The organism is Nocardia sp. CY15 (genome assembly GCF_009829295.1).
Taxonomy (GTDB): Bacteria; Actinomycetota; Actinomycetes; order Mycobacteriales; family Mycobacteriaceae; genus Nocardia; species Nocardia sputi.
Window position 1 is genome coordinate 909,788 of sequence record NZ_VUOT01000001.1, and the last position, 18,694, is coordinate 928,481.

22 protein-coding genes and 1 pseudogene are annotated in these 18,694 nt (G+C 69.3%); 16 read left to right on the forward strand and 7 right to left on the reverse strand.

The features are described from left to right. Positions 1 to 11 precede the first annotated feature (11 nt). The gene (locus GVY39_RS04370; protein WP_159920903.1) at positions 12 to 842 is read right to left on the reverse strand and encodes a mycofactocin-coupled SDR family oxidoreductase; all 831 of its coding nucleotides are present in this window, start codon (positions 840 to 842) and stop codon (positions 12 to 14) included. Positions 843 to 1,306: 464 nt separating this feature from the next. Here GVY39_RS04370 and GVY39_RS04375 point away from each other — a divergent pair, with 464 nt between their 5' ends. The 3 genes from GVY39_RS04375 to GVY39_RS04385 all read left to right on the forward strand — a co-directional run bounded on the left by GVY39_RS04375 (position 1,307) and on the right by GVY39_RS04385 (position 3,354). Continuing rightward, positions 1,307 to 1,510: a hypothetical protein gene (locus GVY39_RS04375; protein WP_159920901.1), complete on the forward strand. Its 204-nt coding sequence runs from the start codon at positions 1,307 to 1,309 to the stop codon at positions 1,508 to 1,510. Positions 1,511 to 1,632: 122 nt separating this feature from the next. Then, positions 1,633 to 2,304 carry a class I SAM-dependent methyltransferase gene (locus tag GVY39_RS04380; protein ID WP_159920899.1) on the forward strand — a complete coding sequence of 224 codons (672 nt, stop codon included), beginning with the start codon at positions 1,633 to 1,635 and terminating at the stop codon, positions 2,302 to 2,304. Positions 2,305 to 2,487: 183 nt separating this feature from the next. Then, positions 2,488 to 3,354 (forward strand): AfsR/SARP family transcriptional regulator, encoded by an 867-nt coding sequence (locus tag GVY39_RS04385; protein WP_223521279.1) that lies wholly within the window; start codon positions 2,488 to 2,490, stop codon positions 3,352 to 3,354. A 59-nt stretch (positions 3,355 to 3,413) separates the two neighbouring features. On the opposite strand, the gene GVY39_RS04390 is transcribed toward GVY39_RS04385, so the two are convergent. Continuing rightward, a complete protein-coding gene (locus GVY39_RS04390; protein WP_159920895.1) occupies positions 3,414 to 4,763 on the reverse strand; it encodes an acetyl/propionyl/methylcrotonyl-CoA carboxylase subunit alpha in 1,350 nt (449 codons plus the stop codon). Between the two features lie 10 nt (positions 4,764 to 4,773). After that, the gene (accD, locus tag GVY39_RS04395; RefSeq protein ID WP_159921311.1) at positions 4,774 to 6,459 is read right to left on the reverse strand and encodes an acetyl-CoA carboxylase, carboxyltransferase subunit beta; all 1,686 of its coding nucleotides are present in this window, start codon (positions 6,457 to 6,459) and stop codon (positions 4,774 to 4,776) included. A 199-nt stretch (positions 6,460 to 6,658) separates the two neighbouring features. On the opposite strand from accD, the gene GVY39_RS04400 reads away from it, so the two are divergent. From GVY39_RS04400 to GVY39_RS04430, 7 genes are read left to right on the forward strand one after another with little or no spacing between them, the layout of a single operon-like run. Beyond that, positions 6,659 to 7,927, forward strand: a complete 1,269-nt coding sequence (locus GVY39_RS04400; protein ID WP_159920893.1) for a beta-ketoacyl synthase — start codon at positions 6,659 to 6,661, stop codon at positions 7,925 to 7,927. Further along, the gene (locus GVY39_RS04405) at positions 7,924 to 9,138 is read left to right on the forward strand and encodes a ketosynthase chain-length factor (RefSeq protein WP_159920891.1); all 1,215 of its coding nucleotides are present in this window, start codon (positions 7,924 to 7,926) and stop codon (positions 9,136 to 9,138) included. Before GVY39_RS04400 ends, GVY39_RS04405 begins: the two co-directional genes overlap by 4 nt. 24 nt (positions 9,139 to 9,162) lie before the next feature. Beyond that, the gene (locus tag GVY39_RS04410; protein ID WP_201295155.1) at positions 9,163 to 9,417 is read left to right on the forward strand and encodes an acyl carrier protein; all 255 of its coding nucleotides are present in this window, start codon (positions 9,163 to 9,165) and stop codon (positions 9,415 to 9,417) included. Then, positions 9,414 to 10,346 carry an aromatase/cyclase gene (locus tag GVY39_RS04415; protein WP_159920889.1) on the forward strand — a complete coding sequence of 311 codons (933 nt, stop codon included), beginning with the start codon at positions 9,414 to 9,416 and terminating at the stop codon, positions 10,344 to 10,346. The genes GVY39_RS04410 and GVY39_RS04415 overlap by 4 nt, the downstream gene beginning before the upstream one ends. After that, a complete protein-coding gene (locus GVY39_RS04420; RefSeq protein ID WP_201296024.1) occupies positions 10,304 to 11,299 on the forward strand; it encodes an MBL fold metallo-hydrolase in 996 nt (331 codons plus the stop codon). Before GVY39_RS04415 ends, GVY39_RS04420 begins: the two co-directional genes overlap by 43 nt. Then, positions 11,287 to 12,549 carry an FAD-dependent oxidoreductase gene (locus GVY39_RS04425; protein ID WP_159920887.1) on the forward strand — a complete coding sequence of 421 codons (1,263 nt, stop codon included), beginning with the start codon at positions 11,287 to 11,289 and terminating at the stop codon, positions 12,547 to 12,549. The genes GVY39_RS04420 and GVY39_RS04425 overlap by 13 nt, the downstream gene beginning before the upstream one ends. Positions 12,550 to 12,551: 2 nt before the next feature. After that, positions 12,552 to 13,313 carry an alpha/beta fold hydrolase gene (locus GVY39_RS04430; protein WP_159920885.1) on the forward strand — a complete coding sequence of 254 codons (762 nt, stop codon included), beginning with the start codon at positions 12,552 to 12,554 and terminating at the stop codon, positions 13,311 to 13,313. Between the two features lie 126 nt (positions 13,314 to 13,439). Here GVY39_RS04430 and GVY39_RS04435 read toward each other — a convergent pair whose 3' ends face one another. Further along, positions 13,440 to 13,814 carry a helix-turn-helix domain-containing protein gene (locus tag GVY39_RS04435; RefSeq protein ID WP_159920883.1) on the reverse strand — a complete coding sequence of 125 codons (375 nt, stop codon included), beginning with the start codon at positions 13,812 to 13,814 and terminating at the stop codon, positions 13,440 to 13,442. Positions 13,815 to 13,916: 102 nt separating this feature from the next. Between GVY39_RS04435 and GVY39_RS04440 the strand changes: the two genes are divergently transcribed. Then, the gene (locus GVY39_RS04440) at positions 13,917 to 14,408 is read left to right on the forward strand and encodes a luciferase family protein (RefSeq protein ID WP_159920881.1); all 492 of its coding nucleotides are present in this window, start codon (positions 13,917 to 13,919) and stop codon (positions 14,406 to 14,408) included. Positions 14,409 to 14,437: 29 nt separating this feature from the next. Beyond that, on the forward strand, positions 14,438 to 14,827 hold the full coding sequence (locus tag GVY39_RS04445; RefSeq protein ID WP_159920879.1) for a lipocalin-like domain-containing protein: 390 nt from the start codon (positions 14,438 to 14,440) through the stop codon (positions 14,825 to 14,827). 8 nt (positions 14,828 to 14,835) lie between these two features. Here GVY39_RS04445 and GVY39_RS04450 read toward each other — a convergent pair whose 3' ends face one another. Together GVY39_RS04450 and GVY39_RS04455 are read right to left on the reverse strand one after the other, a co-directional pair. Further along, positions 14,836 to 15,318: a biotin/lipoyl-containing protein gene (locus GVY39_RS04450; protein WP_159920877.1), complete on the reverse strand. Its 483-nt coding sequence runs from the start codon at positions 15,316 to 15,318 to the stop codon at positions 14,836 to 14,838. Between the two features lie 18 nt (positions 15,319 to 15,336). Then, positions 15,337 to 16,119: an SDR family NAD(P)-dependent oxidoreductase gene (locus GVY39_RS04455; RefSeq protein ID WP_159920875.1), complete on the reverse strand. Its 783-nt coding sequence runs from the start codon at positions 16,117 to 16,119 to the stop codon at positions 15,337 to 15,339. A 174-nt stretch (positions 16,120 to 16,293) separates the two neighbouring features. Here GVY39_RS04455 and GVY39_RS34235 point away from each other — a divergent pair, with 174 nt between their 5' ends. Both GVY39_RS34235 and GVY39_RS34240 read left to right on the forward strand, forming a co-directional pair. After that, the gene (locus GVY39_RS34235) at positions 16,294 to 16,713 is read left to right on the forward strand and encodes a nuclear transport factor 2 family protein (protein WP_159920873.1); all 420 of its coding nucleotides are present in this window, start codon (positions 16,294 to 16,296) and stop codon (positions 16,711 to 16,713) included. 11 nt (positions 16,714 to 16,724) lie between these two features. Further along, positions 16,725 to 16,997 carry an ATP-binding protein gene (locus tag GVY39_RS34240; RefSeq protein ID WP_321212363.1) on the forward strand — a complete coding sequence of 91 codons (273 nt, stop codon included), beginning with the start codon at positions 16,725 to 16,727 and terminating at the stop codon, positions 16,995 to 16,997. An 18-nt stretch (positions 16,998 to 17,015) separates the two neighbouring features. Here the strand turns inward: GVY39_RS34240 and GVY39_RS04470 are convergent, their stop codons facing one another. Beyond that, positions 17,016 to 17,420: a DUF6463 family protein gene (locus GVY39_RS04470; protein WP_159920871.1), complete on the reverse strand. Its 405-nt coding sequence runs from the start codon at positions 17,418 to 17,420 to the stop codon at positions 17,016 to 17,018. A 63-nt stretch (positions 17,421 to 17,483) separates the two neighbouring features. Between GVY39_RS04470 and GVY39_RS04475 the strand changes: the two genes are divergently transcribed. Continuing rightward, a complete protein-coding gene (locus GVY39_RS04475) occupies positions 17,484 to 18,083 on the forward strand; it encodes a TetR/AcrR family transcriptional regulator (RefSeq protein WP_201295153.1) in 600 nt (199 codons plus the stop codon). Positions 18,084 to 18,254: 171 nt separating this feature from the next. Continuing rightward, positions 18,255 to 18,655 (forward strand): annotated as a pseudogene (locus tag GVY39_RS04480) (transposase); the annotation flags it as partial. Between the last annotated feature and the right edge of the window lie 39 nt (positions 18,656 to 18,694).

The following is an 18,694-nucleotide window of genomic DNA, read 5'->3' on the forward strand; positions in this document are numbered from 1 at the left end:
CGGGAGCGCCGCTAGGAGGTATTCGCGCTGCCGCCGCAGGAAATGGTGACGGCCTCCCCGTTGAAGTGGCGGCCGTGCTCGGAGACCAGCAACAGCACCGCTTCGGCCACCTCGGCGGGCTGGATCAAATCGCCGTTGGGCGGGCCGGATTCGATGATCGCCATCCAGTCCTCCTTGGTGGGATTCTCCTTGTCCGGCACCATGAGCCGCCAGGTCGCGGGGTTCTGGATCATGTCGGTGTCCACGCCGGAGGGCAGCAGGGCGTTCACCGTGATGCCGTACTGCGCCACCTCCAGCGACAGTGACTTCACCAGGCCGAGCACGCCCCACTTGCTCGCCGCGTAGTGCGCCGCGTTGCGCACGCCCATCTTCGCCACGATGGACGAGGTGGCCACGACCCGACCCCAGCGGCGCTCGATCATGTGCGGGACGATCGCGCGGAAGCTGTGGAACACTCCGGTCAGGTTGGTGTCGATCATGTCCTGCCACAACTGCTCGTCCATCTCGGCGACGGGTGAGTTGGATGCGATACCCGCGTTGGCGATCAGGATGTCGATGCGGTCGAATTCCTCGAGCGCGCGCTCGGCGACCGTCCGCATCTGTTCCAGGCTGCGCACGTCGGCCTGCACGGCGATGCAGCGGCGGCCGGTCCGCTCGACCAGCGCGGCGGTCTCGGCCAAGTCGTCGAGGGTGCTCAGAGCGTAGGGAAGGCCGGGCAACGGTGCGGCGATATCGCACACCACGATGTCCGCCCCCGCCTTCGCCAGCGCCACGGCGTGCGCGCGGCCTTGTCCGCGGGCGCCACCGGTGATCACCGCTACCCTGTCGTCGAGATTCCCCATGGCGGGTCCTTCATCGGTTCGGTACCTGCTTCGGCCGCCACTCATCGTGTCACGGGCGCGCGGCGTGAACTCCCGATTTCGGGGCGGGCGTGCCGCACAGGGGTCGATTTCCCAAAATTGGGAACCGACGACCGGGTGATCGTACCCCGACCTGACCATCCGCACGCGACGCCGCACGTCCGCGACCTGCACCGACAGTAGCGGATTGCCGAATTCCGCAGGGGCAGTGGAACAATGGTTGCGGTCTCGGCACCGAGGCGGGCACGGCCACGGCACGGACGAGCCGACCCGACTGCGGCAGGGAGGCCACATGCATCCATTCCGACCCGGTCCAGCGACCAACTGTGCGCGATGTACGCTGCGCCCAGAACGACCCCGCCCGTGCCGACGCATCGTTCCTGGCACGGTCCGGCGCATCCACAATGGTTCCTGGGGGCCCGATGACCGATTGTGAGTATTTTCCCGTGGATCTCGACCGACAGCTCGACGCCGAACCCACCGACCACGACAGCAGCGTGGCCGAACGGATCACCAGCCCGCGGCTGCGCAGGCTGCTACACACGGTCATCGGCCTGTCCGAGGATTCCGTCGATCTTCTGACGACCATGACCACGCGCCTGCGTGCCGCCGAGGGCATGATCCTGCGCGACCCGCTCGACGACTGCTGACCCGCGTGCGGGCGGGCGCGACCGCGCCGTCCGCCCCGCCGCGGCACGAGCGGTCGCCGTGCAGGTTGCCGAACCGGCAACGATATTTGCCGAATCGGTCGATTCGTCGGATCGTGGAACGCATGAGTGCGACACACCACCACGCCGACCGGACGACACCGACGACGGTCGAGTACTGGGAGACCTTCTACGGCGAACGCGAGCGGGTCTGGTCGGGACAGCCGAACTTCCTGCTGGTACGGGAGATCGAAGGGGTCACCCCCGGTACGGCACTGGATCTGGGCTGCGCCGAAGGCGCCGACGCGATCTGGCTGGCCGAGCGCGGCTGGCGGGTCACCGCGGTGGACGTGTCGGAGACCGCGCTCGGCCGCGCCAGGGCGCAGGCGGCACGACAGGGACTTACCAGCGAAATCAATTGGCAGCGGCACGATCTCGCCCACACCTTCCCGCCCGGACGGTTCGATCTCGTCACCGCGCAGTATCTGCATTCACCGCCCGCCGAGGACGGTGAGCGGATGCGGATCCTGCGCCGCGCCGCCGAGGCGGTGGCGCCCGGGGGTCTGCTGCTGATCGTCGGGCACGCGGAATGGCCCTCCTGGGTCACGGAACCGCCCGCCCACGTGCACTTTCCGACCACCGCCGAGGTGCTCGCCGGCCTCGCGCCGGACCCGGCCGAATGGCAGGTCGAAGTCGACGAGCTCGCCGAACGCGAGCACGCGGGCCCCGAGGGACAGCCGGGCACCCGAAAAGACAACATCCTACGAATTCGCCGCACCCGATCACCGCGCAAATAACGGGCGAATATCCTTGCGCTGAAACCGAATTCGAAAGTCTACCGCGTACTGTTAACTCTGATATTACTCAGGATTCACGGCGTCGATACCGTTTTCTAGCTACTGTGGACGGTGCCTACAGAGCGGTGGGAATCGAGAATCTCACGTCGGTCGGGGGGATAGTCGCCCGTAGGAGAGCTCCCAGTGAAGTATTCGGTATGCGCTCGCGTTCTAGGCCCATTGACGCTTGCTCTCAACAACCACAACGCGACGCCGACTGCACAGAAGCAGCGGCAGTTGCTCGCATTACTCTTGGTCCGGCACGACACGGTCGTTCCGGTGACGACACTGATCGAAGAACTATGGAACGACGATCCCCCGCGCAGCGCGGTGACCGTCGTGCAGACATATATTCTCGGAATTCGCAAGAAGATGGCCGAGCAGCTCGGGATGGGGCAGGCCGAGGTGGCCGAACGCTTTCTGCGCACCCGCAGCAAGGGCTACTCCTTCGACGTCAAGGATTGCGTGTTCGATCTGCGCGACTACCAGTCCATGTCCGCGGCGGCCCGGTGCGCGGCCAAGACCGGAGACGACCAGCGCGCGGTGGATCTGTTCAGCGCGGCCGAAGCGCTGTGGAGCGGGCCGGCGCTGGTCGACGTGGAGGGCGGCCATCCGCTCGCCGCGGAGATCTCGCATCTGGACCACCTGCGGCTGACCAACGTCGAACTGCGCGTGGAGGCGGAATTGCGCCTCGGCAGGCACCGCGAGGTATGTCCTGACCTCGCGCGGCTGACCATGCAACATCCGTTGCACGAGCGGCTGCAGGCGTACTACATGTTCGCCTTGTCCCGCTCTGGGCAGCGTGCCCGCGCTCTGGCCTCCTATCAGCAGTTCAGCAGGTGCATGCAGGACGAACTGGGGCTGGACCCCTGCCAGAAGCTCCAGAAGCTGCACCAGGACATCCTGGCCGCATCCGACGTCTCGGTGAGCGCGATGCTCAACAGCCGGCACGCCGGTTATCTGATCGGGTGGTCCTCCCCCGAGTTGCGCGCCGCCGCCGAGCCCGCCTGACGCCGCCGCGGCGTCCGTCCGGCGCGACGCGCGTCGCGCCGGGCGAAGTCCGGTCGCGCTCACTCCCGCCCGAGGATCTCGTCCACCAACCCGGTGGTATGCGTCGCGGCGCGCATGGCAGGGTGGTCGAGCACCTCGCGCAGGAAATCCCGAGTGGTGGCGACGCGGGCGCCGGAGATCCGGAAATCCTCCAGCGCTCGCCGCATCCGGGCGAGCGCCCGGTCGCGGTCCGGCGCCCACACCACCAGTTTGGCCAGCAGCGAATCGTAGTGCGGAGGTATCGAATAACCGGCGTGCGCATGCGTGTCGACGCGTACGAAAGGCCCTCCGGGTGGCGTGAATTCCGCCAGGACCCCCGGAGCGGGCGCGAATTCGGCGGCAGGGTCTTCGGCATTGATCCGGCATTCGATCGCCGCACCGCGCAGGACGATGTCATCCTGCGCGAAGCCGAGCGGGTGCCCCGCCGCGACCCGGATCTGTTCGGCGATCAAATCGATGCCGGTCACCATCTCGGTGACCGGATGTTCCACCTGAATTCGGCAGTTCACCTCCATGAAATAGTAATTTCCGTCCCGGTCGACCAGGAATTCCACGGTTCCCGCTCCGACATAGCCCGCTTCGACCACACCGCCGACGGCAGACCTGCCCATTGTCTCGGCAAGCCCTTCCGGCAGCAGCGGAGCCGGTGATTCCTCGATCAATTTCTGATGCCTGCGCTGTACCGAGCAGTCGCGTTCACCCAGATGCACGCCGTTGCCGTGACCGTCGCACAGCACCTGGATCTCCACGTGCCTGGCCGCGGCGAGGTACTTCTCCAGGTACACGCGGCTGTCGCCGAACAGCATTCGCGCCGTCGCCCTGGTCTCTTGATAGGCGCGCGGGAACGCCGCGCTCTCGTGCACCACCTGCATGCCGCGTCCCCCGCCGCCCGCGGCCGCCTTGATGATCACCGGGAAGCCGATCGAATCCGCGAGTGCGTGGGCCTCGTCGAGCTCGAGCGGGTCGAGGCTGCCCGGCAGTAACGGCAGGCCCGCTTTCGCCATCAGGGTGCGCGCCGACTGCTTGTCGCCGAGCTGAGCCATCACCTCGGCGGGCGGCCCGATCAGCGTGACGCCCGCCGCCCGGCAGGCGTCGGCGAAATCCGGTGACTCCGAGAGGAATCCGTATCCGGGATGGATCGCCTCGGCGCCGGTGAGCTCGGCGGCGGCCAGGATCCCCGCGGCGTTCAGATAACTGCGTTTGGCCGCGGAGGGGCCGATCTGCACCGCTTCGTCGGCGAAACGCACCACCGCCGAATCGGCGTCGGCGACCGAGTGCACCGCCACGGTGCGCACGCCGAGTTCACGGCAGGTGCGCGCGACGCGCAGCGCGATCTCGCCGCGGTTGGCGATCAGGATCTTCTCGAACATGGCCACACCCTCACGCGACCGACCGGACCAGGACCTGCTGCCGCGCGCCGAAGCGCCGGAAGCGGGCACGGCGCTCGTCGGCCAGCTCCGTCCCGCTGCGTCCGGCGAGTTCGCCGAGGGTCGCGGCGAGGGCGCGGCGCAGCTGTTCGGCCGCGGCCACGGGAGCCGACCCCACGTCGTCACCCGGCTCGGGCAGCACCGCGTCGACCACGCCGAGACCCAGCAGGTCCCGCGCGGTGAGCGCCAGCGCGGCCGCGGCCGTGGGCGCGGCCGCCGGATCGTTCCATACGATCGCCGCGCAGCCTTCCGGGCTGATCACCGAATACGTGCCGTTGGCGAACATCAGCACGCGGTTGGCGACGCCGAGCGCCAGAGCTCCGCCGCTGCCGCCCTCACCGATCACCACACTGATCACCGGCACCCGCAGCGCGGACATCAACCGGATGTTCTCCGCGATGACGATCGCCTGCCCCTGCTCTTCGGCGGTCGCGCCCGGGTATGCGCCGGGTGTGTCGATCAAGGTGATGACGGGCAGGCCGAGCTTCTCGGCCAGCCGCATCAACCGCGCCGCCTTGCGATAACCGGCGGGGGTCGGCATGCCGAAGTTGCGCTCCATCAGCTCCTTCGGGTCGTGTCCCTTCTGGTGGCCGATCAGCATCACCGGCCGCCCGGCAAGCCATGCCGTTCCGCCCACCACGGCGGCGCAGTCGCCGGAGATCCGGTCGCCGCGCAACTCGCGGAACTCCTCGAAGGCCAGGGCGAAGTAGTCGAGTGCGGTCGGCCGCTGCGGGGCCCGCGCCCGGCGCACCTGCGTCCAGGGATCGGTCGTGGGAATGCGGGCCGGATCGGTGATCGCTCCGGCGTCGGCGGGGACGAACGTCTCCGCCGGGTCGACCTGGGCCGCGGTTCGCACCAGCGCGCCGAGCGCCTGGCGCAGACCCGCCCGCGGCACGATCATGTCGATGAGCCCGCGTTCCAGCAAGAATTCGGCCGTCTGGAACCTCGGGGGCAATTCCTGCCGGATGGTCTGCTCGATCACCCGGCGCCCGGCGAAGCCCAGGCGCGCGCCCGGCTCGGCGATCAGCACGTCGGAGAGAGTGGCGAAGGAGGCCGCTACACCGCCGTAGGTGGGGTCGGTGATCACGGTGACGGTGAGCACGCCCGCCCGGTCCAGCTGCTCCAGCGCCGCGCTGGTCTTGGCCATCTGCATCAGCGACAGCGGGCCTTCCTGCATCCGGGCGCCACCCGATGCGGTGACGATGATCAACGGAATACGCCGCGCCAGCGCCGTCTCCGCGGCGGCGGTGATCATCTCGCCGACCGCGGTGCCGAGGCTGCCGCCCAGGAAGCGGAAGTCCATGGCGGCGATCACCACCGGCCTGCCCTCGATCGCGGCCTGCGCGCACAGCACCGCGTCGTGCAGGCCCGTGCGGGCGCGGGCGGCGGCCAGCCGGTCCGGGTAGGACTTCGTGTCGGTGAAGGTCAGCGGGTCGTCGTCGGTGACGGCGACCGGCAGCGGCTCGAAACGCCCCTCGTCGGCGAGCTGTCCGATGCGCTGCCGCGCGGTGATCGGAGTATGCCTGCCGCATTCGCCGCAGACGCCGAGGTCGCGGGCGAACCGCTTGCCGTACAGCGGGATCAGGCATGCAGGGCAGAGCACCCAGTCCGCGACCTCCTGGTCGTGTGCTGACTTCATCACGCGTGTCTCCTGTGCTCGGGAACGGGTGGTCGGTCCGGGCGGCGCCGGCCGGGCGATCACAGCGACAGCCTGCGCCCCGCCGCTCGAGAACAACTCGACTCGTTCGCTCGAGCGATGTTCGAGGGCCGTCCTCGATGCTCGATCGCACCATCGAAGGGAGAATCGCCATGAATCTGAACGCATCCGGTGGTGCGCGATGAGCCGCCGCGTCGTCGTCACCGGGCTCGGGGTCCGCGCGCCCGGCGGGTCGGGCAAGGACGAGTTCTGGAAGCTGCTGTCGGAAGGCCGTACCGCGACGCGCCGTATCTCGTTCTTCGACGCCTCCCCGTACCGGTCCCAGGTGGCCGGCGAGGCCGACTTCGACCCGGCGCGGGAAGGTTTGTCGCCCAGGGAGATTCGGCGAATGGACCGGGCGGTGCAGTTCGCCGTGGTCTGCGCGCGGGAGGCGGTGGCCGACAGCGGGCTCGACCTCGCGGCGGTCGATCCGCACCGGCTCGGCGTGAGCCTCGGTAGCGCGGTCGCCGCGGCCACCAGTCTCGAGCGCGAATACCTGGTGCTGTCGGACTCCGGCAAGAACTGGCTGGTCGACGAGAGCTACCTCTCCCCGCACATGTTCGACTACATGATCCCCAGCGTGATGCCCGCCGAAGTGGCCTGGAGCGTGGGTGCGGAGGGGCCCGTGGCGATGGTCTCCAACGGGTGTACCTCGGGGCTGGACTCGGTCGGGCACGCGGTGCAGCTGATTCGGGAGGGCTCGGCCGACGTCATGGTGTCCGGCGCGTCGGACACACCGATCACACCGATCGTCGTGGCCTGCTTCGACGCGATCAAGGCGACCACACCACGTAACGACGAGGCGGAGGTGGCCTCGCGGCCGTTCGACAACTCCCGCAACGGGTTCGTCCTCGCCGAGGGCGCCGCGATGTTCGTGCTCGAGGAGTACGAGAGCGCACGCAAGCGGGGTGCGCACATCTACGCCGAGATCACCGGGTACGCCACCCGGTGCAACGCCTACCACATGACCGGACTCAAGGCGGACGGCCGCGAGATGGCCGAGGCCATCCGGGTCGCGCTCGACGAATCCAGGATCGACCCGACCGCCGTGGACTACATCAACGCCCACGGCTCCGGCACCAGGCAGAACGACCGGCACGAAACCGCCGCGGTGAAGCGCAGTCTCGGCACGCACGCCTACGCCACGCCGATGAGCTCGATCAAGTCGATGGTCGGGCACTCGCTCGGCGCGATCGGCTCGGTCGAGATCGCCGCCTCGCTGCTGGCGCTGGAGCACCAGGTGGTGCCGCCGACGGCGAACCTGCACGAACCCGACCCCGAATGCGATCTGGACTACGTGCCGCTGGTCGCCCGCGAGCAGCGGATGGACACCGTGCTCACCGTGGGCAGCGGGTTCGGCGGCTTCCAGAGCGCGATGGTGCTGCGCAAGGCGGAGGCGGTGGCGGCATGATCCTGGTGACCGGAATGGGAGTGCTCGCGCCGAACGGTATGGGCGTGGAGCGTTTCTGGGATGCCGTGCTGGCCGGGCGCGGCGGAATCGCGCCGCTCACCCGGTTCGACACCAGTCGCTCGGCGGCGCGTCTGGCCGGCCAGTTGGCCGATTTCGACGCCGGTGAGCACCTGCCGAGCCGGCTGCTGCCGCAGACGGACATCTCGACCCGGATGGCGCTGGTCGCCGCGCAGTGGGCGCTGGACGACGCGAAGGTCGACACCACCACGATGACCGACTACGAGATGGGCGTGGTGACCGGAAACGCCTCCGGTGGTTTCGAATTCACCCACCGGGAGTTCAAGAAGCTGTGGTCGCTGGGCTCCGAGCACGTCAGCGTGTACGAGTCCTTCGCGTGGTTCTACGCGGTCAACACCGGCCAGATCTCCATCCGGCACGGAATGCGCGGGCCGAGCAGCGCTTTGGTCGCCGAGCAGGCCGGCGGGCTGGACGCGGTCGGCCACGCGCGGCGCACCGTGCGGCGCGGAACGCCGCTGGTGGTCACCGGCGGCGTCGACTCGGCGCTGGACCCGTGGGGCTGGGCGGCGCATCTGTCCAGCGGCGCGGTGAGCGCCGCGACCGACCCCGAGCGCGCCTATCTGCCGTTCGACGCCGCCGCGGCCGGATACGTGCCCGGTGAGGGCGGCGCGATGCTGGTCGTCGAGGACGCCGCCGCCGCGCGGGCCCGTGGCGTGCCCAAGGTGCACGGCGAAATCGCCGGGTATGCCTCGACATTCGATCCACCGCCCGATTCGGGTCGCCCGTCGGGCCTGCGCCGCGCCGCCGAACTCGCGCTGGCCGACGCGGGGATGACGCCCGATGACATCGATGTGGTGTTCGCCGACGCCTCCGGCATCCCCGACCGCGACCGCGACGAGGCCGCCGCCATCGAGGCGGTGTTCGGGCCGGGCGGCGTTCCGGTCACCGCGTCGAAACCGCTGACCGGACGCCTGTTCTCCGGCGCGGGTCCGCTCGACATCGTGACCGCGCTGCTGGCGATGCGCGACTCGGTGATCCCGCCGACCGCGGGCACCACCACCCTCGCCGAGGACTACCGGATCGACCTGGTCCTCGGCGCCGCGCGCACCGCCACCGTCGGCGGCGCGCTCGTCCTGGCTCGTGGGCGCTGGGGGTTCAACTCCGCGGTCGTCGTGCGCGCCGTATCCGATTGAGTACCACTTCCCCAGGAGCCGATCATGACCATGACCATCACCGAATTGCGCCGGATTCTCGTGGACTGCGCGGGCGGCGAGGACCTCGCCGAACTCGCCGGCGACATCGCCGCCGTGGAGTTCGAGGAACTGGGCTACGACTCGCTCGCGCTCATCGAGACCGCGGCGCGCATCCAGCGCGACTTCGGCGTGACCATCCCGGAAGAACAGCTCATCGAGGTCAAGACGCCGCAAGAGCTGGTCGACATCGTCAACACCGAATTGCGGGGCGCGGCATGAGCGTGATGAGCCACACCAAGGTGGTGCAAGCCGCGCCCGAGGTCGTCTACGACCTGATCGCCGACGTGACCAGGTGGCCGGTGATCTTCGAGCCGAGCGTGCTGGTGCGCCACCTGCACCGCGGGCCGGACGAGGAGCGCTTCCGCCTGTGGGCGACCGTCGGCGGGGTGGTGAAGAACTGGACGTCGCGGCGGGTACTGGACGCCGGACAGCGCCGCATCGTCTTCGAGCAGGAGCGCAGCCAGGCGCCGATCGCGTCGATGGGCGGCGGCTGGTCGTTCCGCGAGATCGGTCCCGGCACGACGAAAGTGACGCTGGACCACCACTTCACGGTGGTGGAAGGCGCCGATCCGGAGCGGGTCGCCGCGTCGGTGGACCGCAACAGCGAGGTCGAACTGGCGGCGCTGGCCCGCATCGCCGAGCTCGGCCACCCCGTCGAAGAGGTGATCCACACCTTCGCCGACACGGTGACGCTGGACTGCTCGGCCTCCGAGGTCTACGACTTCGTCTACCACAGCGAACGCTGGCCCGAGCATGTGCCGCACGTGGGCCGCGTCGACCTCACCGAGGACTCCGAGGGCGTGCAGCTGATGGCGATGGACACGGTGACCGCGGGCGGGATCGCGCACACCACCGAGTCGATCCGGGTGTGTTTCCCCGGTGAGCGGATCGACTACAAGCAGCTGGTGCCGCCCACGATACTGTTCGGCCACAGCGGCACGTGGGAGTTCGCCGACGGGCCGGACGGCGCGGTGGTGACCGCGCGGCACACAGTCGCGATCGACCCCGTGGCCGCGCGCGAGGTACTCGGCTCGGACACCGATCTGGCCGACGCCCGCGCCTACCTGACCGAGGCGCTGTCGAGCAACAGCCGCAACACGCTGCGGTGCGCACAGCGCTACGCCGCGACGACGAAGTCCCCGACATGACCGCCGCCGACATGACCGCCGCCGACATGACCGCCGCCGAGGCCGCCGTGACACCGCACGTGCACGAGATCGCCGACGGTGTCTACGCCTACACCCACACCCGCGGCGGCTGGTGTGTCAGCAACGCCGGTGTGCTCACCGGGCCGGACGGCGCGGTGGTGATCGACACGCTGGCGACCGAGGGACGCGGCCGCGCCCTCGTCGAGTTCGTCGACGGGCTCGGTACCGGCCCGGCCCGCACCATCGTGAACACCCATCACCACGGCGACCACAACTTCGGCAACCACCTGTTCGGGCCGACGGCCGTCGTCGTCGGCCACGACCGGATCCGGCCCGAGATGATCGAGACCGGGCTGGCGCTGACCGAGCTGTGGCCGCAGGTCGAGTGGGGCGACGTGCGGGTCACTCCGCCGAGCATCACGTTCAGCTACCACCTGACGCTGCACCAGGGCCTGCGCCGTGTGGAGCTCCTCCACTTCGGGACGGCCGCGCACACCACCAACGACGTGGTGGCGTGGCTGCCCGAGGAGCGCGTGCTGTTCGCCGGTGACCTGGTGATGGCGGGCGCGGCGCCGTTCTGCCTGATGGGATCGATCAGCGGTTCGATCACCACGGTCCGGCGGCTGGCCGCGCTGGGCGCCGAGACGGTCGTCGCCGGGCACGGCCCGGTCACCGGGCCGGAGATCTTCGATCAGACGCTGCGGTATCTGCGCTGGGTGCAGGACCTCGCCGCGGAGGGACGCGCGCTCGGACTGACACCGCTGGCGATCGCGCTGGAGGCCGACCACGGCGAGTTCGCCGACTTGCTGGATCAGGAACGGTTGGTCGGCAACCTCTATCGCGCGGACGCGGAACTCACCGGCGGCCTGCTCGGCGAGGCGCTGGACGTGCCGGCGATCTTCGAGGAGATGGTGGTCTACAACGGCGGGCAGGTGCCGGTATGCCTGGCGTGAGAACCGAATCGGTACAGGTATGCGTGATCGGCGGCGGCCCGGCCGGACTGATGACGGGCCTGCTGCTGGCACGATCCGGCGTGGAAGTGCTCGTGCTGGAGAAGCATCCGGACTTCCTGCGGGATTTCCGGGGCGACACCGTGCACACCTCGACGCTGCTCGCCATGAACGAACTCGGCCTGGCCGAGGAGTTCCTCGCGCTGCCGCACGTGGAATTGCCCCAGCTGCCGATGGCGACCGCGACCGGCCCGGTGGTGTTCGCCGACTTCAGCGCTCTGCCCGGGCCCTTTCCGTTCGTGGCGTTCATGCCGCAGTGGGACGTGCTCAACTTCCTCGCCGAGGCGGGCCGCCGCTACCCCGGCTTCCGGCTGGTGCAGCGAGCGGAGGTCACCGAGCTGGTCCAGCGCGACGGCACGGTGGTCGGCGCACGCGCCGAGACGGCCGATGGCCCGCTGGAGATCAGCGCCGACCTGGTGATCGCCGCCGACGGACGGCATTCGATCGTGCGCCGATCGGGGCTGCTCGAGGTCGCCGCCAGCGCGGCGCCGATGGACGTGCTCTGGTTCCGGGTAGGCAAGCCGGAAGGCGAACGGCTGCCCACCGTGCGCAGCGGGCACGGATTCTTCATCGTCTGTATCGACCGCGGAGACTATCTCCAGGTCGCGTACATGATCCCGAAGGGGGGCTTCGCGACGATCCGGGAGGCGGGGCCGGCCCGCTTCCGCGCGGATCTGGCCGCCATCTATCCCGCGCTCGCACCGCATCTGGAGGCGGAGATCCTGGACTGGGACGACGTGAAGCCGCTCGATGTCCGAGTGGACCGGCTGCGCCGCTGGTACCGGCCGGGGCTGGTGGCGATCGGGGACGCGGCGCACGCGATGTCCCCGGCGGGCGGGGTCGGGATCAATCTGGCGGTGCAGGATGCCATCGCGACCGCCCGGCTCCTGGCGCCGATCCTCACCGCAGGCGCGATCCCGACCACGGCGCAGCTGCGCACCATCCAGCGCCGCCGCGAATTCCCCATGCGCGTGGTGCAATTCGCGCAACTGCACCTGCTGGCCGACCTCTACCCCAGCGCCGGGCGACCCGGGACCGACAGACCGCTGCTGGTCCGGCTGCTCCGCCGTTTCCCGCGCCTGCCCCGGCTGATCGCCCGGGTGATCGGCCTCGGCATCCGTCCCGAGCCGGTGCCGCTGGCGCCCGACTCGACCGAGAACATCACGGCACTGACGAAACTCAGGGAGAACTGATCGTGTCGACCTACCTGCTCATCCACGGCGCCTTCCACGGCGGATGGGTCTGGCAGCGGGTGATCCCGCTGCTGGAAGACGCGGGCCACCGCGTCCTGACCCCCTCGCTGGTCGGTCTCGGCGACCGCGCCCACCTGCTCACCGCGGACGTCGGCCTCGACACCCACGTCCAGGACCTGATCGACCTGATCACCGCCGAGGACCTCACCGACATCGTCCTGGTGGGTCACAGCTACGCGGGCATCGTCGTCACCGCCGTGGCCGACGCCGTGCCCGACCGCATCGCCGAACTGGTCTACCTCGATACCTTCGTGCCCCGCGACGGCGAAGCGGTGGCCGACATCATGCCGGGCATGGTCGACGCCTTCGCCGCCGCGGCGGCCGCCACCGGCGACGGCTGGCGGGTGCCGCCGCAAACCGAACCGAGCGGCGACGGCGGACTGTACGGCGTCACGGAGGAACCCGACCTCAGCTGGCTGGCGTCCATGCAGACACCACAATCGCTGAAGACCTTCCAGCAACCGATGAGGTTGACGAATCCGCGAGCGCTGGCGGCTATTCCGGTAACGCACGTGCACTGCGGCGAAGGCGGCGAGGACTTCAAAGCGATGCGCGCGGCCATGCCGCGGACCCTGCCGCCCGCCGATCTGCCCGCCGAGCGCCTGCACGTGCTCCCCACCGGGCACGACTGCATGATCACGATGCCGCGCGAATTGGCGCAGTGCCTGCTCGCGCTTTCCGCTCGCCCAGCGGCAGCACCGTAGCTCGTCGGTTGCCGCGCGAGGGGCGCGGCTCACGAGGGACGCCGAGCGCACCTGCGCTCGGCGTCCCCTCACGTCCGCGGACGCGGCGCCTGCCTCAGCCTCGTGTTCGCCCGCGCTGGTCCGGGATCAGCCCGCGGTCGCACCCGCGTCATAGGCGGCGCGTGCCGCGAGGACCTCGCCGAGGTGTTCGGAGGACCAGGCCACGATGCTGCCGAACACCGGGGTCAGCGTCTTCGCCAGCGGGGTCGCCTCGTACTCGACGCGCGGTGGGACCTCGGGATGGTAGGTGCGCGCGACCAGGCCGTCGCGTTCGAGCTGCCGCAGGCGCTGGGTGAGGACCTTGGGGGTCAGGCCGGGGATCCGGTGTTGCAGTTCGGTGAAGCGCAGCCTGCCGTCGTGGGTGAGGACCCACAGCACCTGGGTGGACCAGCGGCCGAACACCAGGTCGATGACCGGCGTGATCGGACAGGGGTCGACGGGCGTTTCCGACGCGGTTGTCATACGTCCCTCCGGTAAGTCACTTTCCCCTTGGTTACTACTATACTTTGGAAAGTACTGTGTATCCAGGTGTCGCGAGCACGCGAAATCCGAAGGGACACAGCCATGACGACAACAGTGGACGAGCGCCTGGATCTGCCGCGCCGCTCCGGCGAGCGGCCGCGCACCCGGGCGCACAATCCGCACCAGCAACTCGACCAGATCGCCCCACCGGAACTGCAAGAGCGACTCTGGTCGCGGATGACCACGCTCGACGGCGTCCTCCTCGGCCGCAGCGGAGTGTCCCTGCCCGATACCCGCGCGGTGCACCTGCGGCCGACGATCGCCCAGGGCCCCGACGAGGCCTACCTCGCGGGCACCGAATTCGCCCATCTGCACGGGCACGGCGACGGCAGCCTGCACATGTCGCTGCCGAAAGATGTAGTGGCGCAGGCGGTCCGGCAGGGTTGGGCGGAGCCGCATCCGATGGCTCGGCAGGGGTACCTGCCCGAGACGCTGGTGATGGTCTACGGGCCGCGCGATCAGGAGGAGCTGGAGATCGTCTGGCAGCTGGTGCGGATCAGTCACCGCTTCGCCGGCCGACCGGCTACAGCGTGATTAGAGCGGCAGCCGTCATCGTCGGTGCCATGAACGCGACCGATCTTGTGGGCACCTGGGAACTGCTGTCCTACTACGACATCGACGATCACGGCGTCACCAGCGAGGGGCCGCTCGGCGCCGCGCCGCGCGGCCTGCTGATCTACGGCGCGCACGGTTACATGTCGGTGAGCATGATGCGCACGGACGCAGCCGCGGGAGCCACGCCGTTCATGGGCTACGCGGGCACCTGGCGGCGATCCGGCACAGAGGTGGTGCACGCGATCAGCGTGTGCTCCAACCCGGCGTGGGCGCAGACCGAGCAGGTGCGGCAGATGTCGCTGAACGCGGACGTGCTGACGCTGATCGGTGCCGCACAGGTCGGCGGGCGGGAACAACGCCGGATACTCACCTGGCGTCGCAGCCACCCGCCCGCCTGAACACCCTGTCACTCCGGCGAATAGGAGAACAACGGCTCGTCGAATTGGACCGGCTCGTTGTCTTCCTTGAGTATCCCGGTGATCACGCCGCCGGCCTGGGCCGTCACCGGGATCATCAACTTCATCGCCTCCACGATGGCGATCTGCTGCCCGGCGCTCACCCGGTCGCCGACTTCCACGAACGGGTCGGCGCCAGGTTCGGGGCACCGGTAGAACACGCCGACGCTCGGTGCGCGCACGACCGCACCCAGCGCCGGAGTCTCCGAGGCGGCGACGGCTTGCACCGCCGCCGCCGCGATCGGGGCGGCCGCCGGGGCAGCGGACGCCTGCCACTCGGCCTCGACGGTCACCTCCCCCACCTGGAAGCGCAGTGCGCTCGGCTGCTGCGGGAAACCCGCCAGCAGCTGCAACGCGCCGGTCTGGATCGCCTCCAGCACCCGGAGGTAGTCCTCATGCCCGGCGGCGGCGGCGTTTTCTTCTACTGCGGTCATTGCCGTCACTCCTCGCGCTCAGTAGTTGCCCAGGCCGCCACAGACGTTCAACGCCTGCGCGGTGACGGCGCCCGCGCCGGGACCGATCAGGTAGTCGACCATCGCCGCCACCTCGAACGGTTGCACATAGCGGCCGATCGGCACCCGCGCGCTGACCCTGGCGTGCACCTCGTCGGTGTCCACACCCCACAGCCCGGAATACACCTCCCGTACTCGCTCGGCCATCGGCGTCTCCACGAATCCGGGACACACCGCGTTCACGGTGATCCCCGTCTTGGCCAGCTCGAGGCCGAGCGCCTTGGTGAAACCGACCACTCCGTGCTTGGACGCGGAGTACGGAGCGCCGTGCACCACGCCCTGCTTGCCGCCGGTGGAGGCGATGTTGACGATCCGGCCGCTGCCGCGCTCGAGCATGCCGCCCGCGTTGAGCACCGCCTTCGTCATCAGGAACACGCTGTTGAGGTTGGTGTTGATCACGTCGAACCACAGTTCGTCGGGCACCTGCGCGGTGACGCCGCCGCCGCTGCGGCCGGCGTTGTTGACCAGGATGTCGATCGGCCCGTAGCGCCGCACACCCGCATCGACGTACTCGCGGACCTGCGCGGCGTCGGCGACGTCGCAGACGGTGCCGTCCACCTCGTGCCCCTCGTCTTGCAGGCTCTTCACCGTGTCCGTCACCCGCTGCTGGTCGCGAGCGCAGAGGAACACCGCGATGCCCTGGGCCGCCAGGTTTTTGGTGATCTCCAGGCCCATGCCGCTGGTCGCTCCGGTGACCAGCGCGACGCGCCGATTTTCCGCCATGACTCCTCCATCGGTCGACTTTTCCGAACTCTCCGGGCTGTTCGACCACCAGGGTCGACCCGCGTCCTATAGATCCGGTCAACCGCAGGACGCCGACCGCGACTCGACCGAGGCTCTAGCGGCGTGGACCACCCTGGCGTGCGGCCCAGGCCCGCCGCAACGACAGGAGCAACCATGACCACCGTCGCAAGCCGCACCAAGTTGTACGCCGAGGTCCAGCAGTTCTACGCCGAGCAGATGCAGCGGCTGGACAACCGCGACATCCCCGGCTACGCCGCGACCTTCACCGAAGACGCGGAATTCGAGCACACGCCGGGCATCCCTCCCGCCCGCACCAGGGCGGGCATCATCACCGACCTGGTCGAGTTCCACAAGCGCTTCGAATCCGACCCGATGCAGCGCAGGCATTGGTTCAACATGATCAACCTGCAACCACGCCAGGACGGGGCCATCGTGTCCACCGCCTACTGCCTGGTGGTCAAGATCCGCCCGAACAGCAAGCCGGAGATCGCGCCGAGCTGCGTCGTGCACGACGTGCTCGTCCGCGTCGACGGCGCATTGCTCACCAGGTCACGGCGCGTCGTCCACGACTGATCCGAACACCGATCTCAGTCGAGGTGATCGACGCCGGTCCCGGCCTGTCACCCTCGGACACCGCCCGCGTGTTCGAACGCTTCTACCGCGCCGACGCCTCGCGCACCCGCGCCAGCGGCGGGGCCGGACTCGGCCTGTCCATCGTCCAGACCCTGGTCACCGCCCACGACGGCCGGGCATCGGTGGACAGCGAACCGGGACGCGGGTCGATCTTCACAGTGGTGCTGCCCCGCGAGCCCGCGGATACGCCGACCACAGGTGAGCCAGTCCCGTCTCAACGATGACGAGCGACCCCGGTGCCGTCACCGTGCACCCGTACCGCTGAACTCCGGCGCAGGCGCACGCCGAGCGCCCAACGCCAGCAGCCCCACCGCGATCCAGGCGAGCACCCAGGGAGCCGGTTCCAGGATGACGGCGGCGACCACGGCCCAGATGCCGAGCGTCCACGCGACGAAGGGCGGCGGCACCATGCCCCGCCGATCCAGCCACAGCACGATCAGCCCGACCACGATCAACGGCACGCCGAAGCTGCCGGTGGTCAGCCAGAACGACGCCATCACGGGGCTCATCTCGCTGATTCCTTCCTCGGGCCGCCACAGCTTCGCGCTGAACCACGAGTCCGCGTGATCGGGAGCCACCAGCAGCAAGCTGCCGAGCGTGTGCCCGACTCCGAGGAACACGAGGAGGCGACCGGCCCACTTGATCATGAAATCCACCCTTCGATTACGGAACCAACAGTTCCGATACTGATAGTTCCGTATAGTAGGCGCGTGCCGAAACCGAAACAAGGCGTCGGGCGTCCGCGCGACAGTGACGTCGATCTCGCCATCGTGCGCGCCACACGCGACCTACTGGCCGAGCGCGGCTACGCCGGACTCACCGTCGACGCCGTGGCGATGAAAGCGGGGATCGGCAAGGCCGCGATCTACCGCCGCTACGCCACGAAGCAAGAGATGATCTTCGCCGCCACGGTGCACGACATGCGGGAACAGGCACCTCCCGATACCGGAACCCTCCGCTCGGACCTGGCCGCGCTGACCGAGACCATCGCCGCACAGCTCGGCCGGGCGCCGAACGACGTGCTCGCGGGCCTGCTCGCCGACATCTACGCCGACCCCGCACTCAGCGCCCGCTTCGCCGAGGCCTTTCTCGAACGCGAACGCCAGGCGGTGACCGAGGTGCTCGGCCGCGCGGTCGCCCGCGGCGAATTGGCGGCACAGCCCGATCTCACGACCGTGCACGCACTTCTGCTCGGCCCTGTCTTCGCTTGGCTGCTGATCCTGGACGGCGACCGCGCCGGGTTGCCGGATCTCACTCGCACGGTCGCCGAAGCGACGGCGACCGTACTGCTGTCCGAGCCCTCGAGCTGAGCCACCCACTTGTGCGAGTGGGTGTCCGTTCTGTGCAATCCACCCACCAGCTCCAGCAGTTCGTGACCACCTCGACCTGGGACCACACCGAGGTGAGGGCCCGGTTGGCCGGGTAGGCGGCGCGGTTGATCGATCCGGACGCCCTCGTGGTCGATGACACCGGTTTCCCGAAGGAACCCCGACAAACCCGTCACCGCCAAGACAAAGATCACCACCACCGGCCGCTCGGGCGGACGGTTCGTGACCTAGCGCCGCGGCAGCCGCAAGACCGCATCCAATCCCGGGGCGGTGATGCGATCCCGGTTCCTCGCGCTGCGAGTGCGTCCGGCCAACCGCAACATCACCCGAGCACCCGACGGCAGCCTGCCCGAATGCTGGCTGCCGGCCGAATGGCCGACCGGTGCGCCCGAACCCACCGACTACCGACTGGCCACCCTCCCACCCACGATTCCGCTACGGGACCTGGTGCGGCTGGCCAAGATCGCTGGCGCATCGAACACGACTACCGCGAACTCAAAGACGGACTCGGCCTGGACCACTTCGAAGGCCGATCCTGGACCGGCCACTGCCACACCCGCCACCAACCCATCCCCACCCCAACACGATTACAC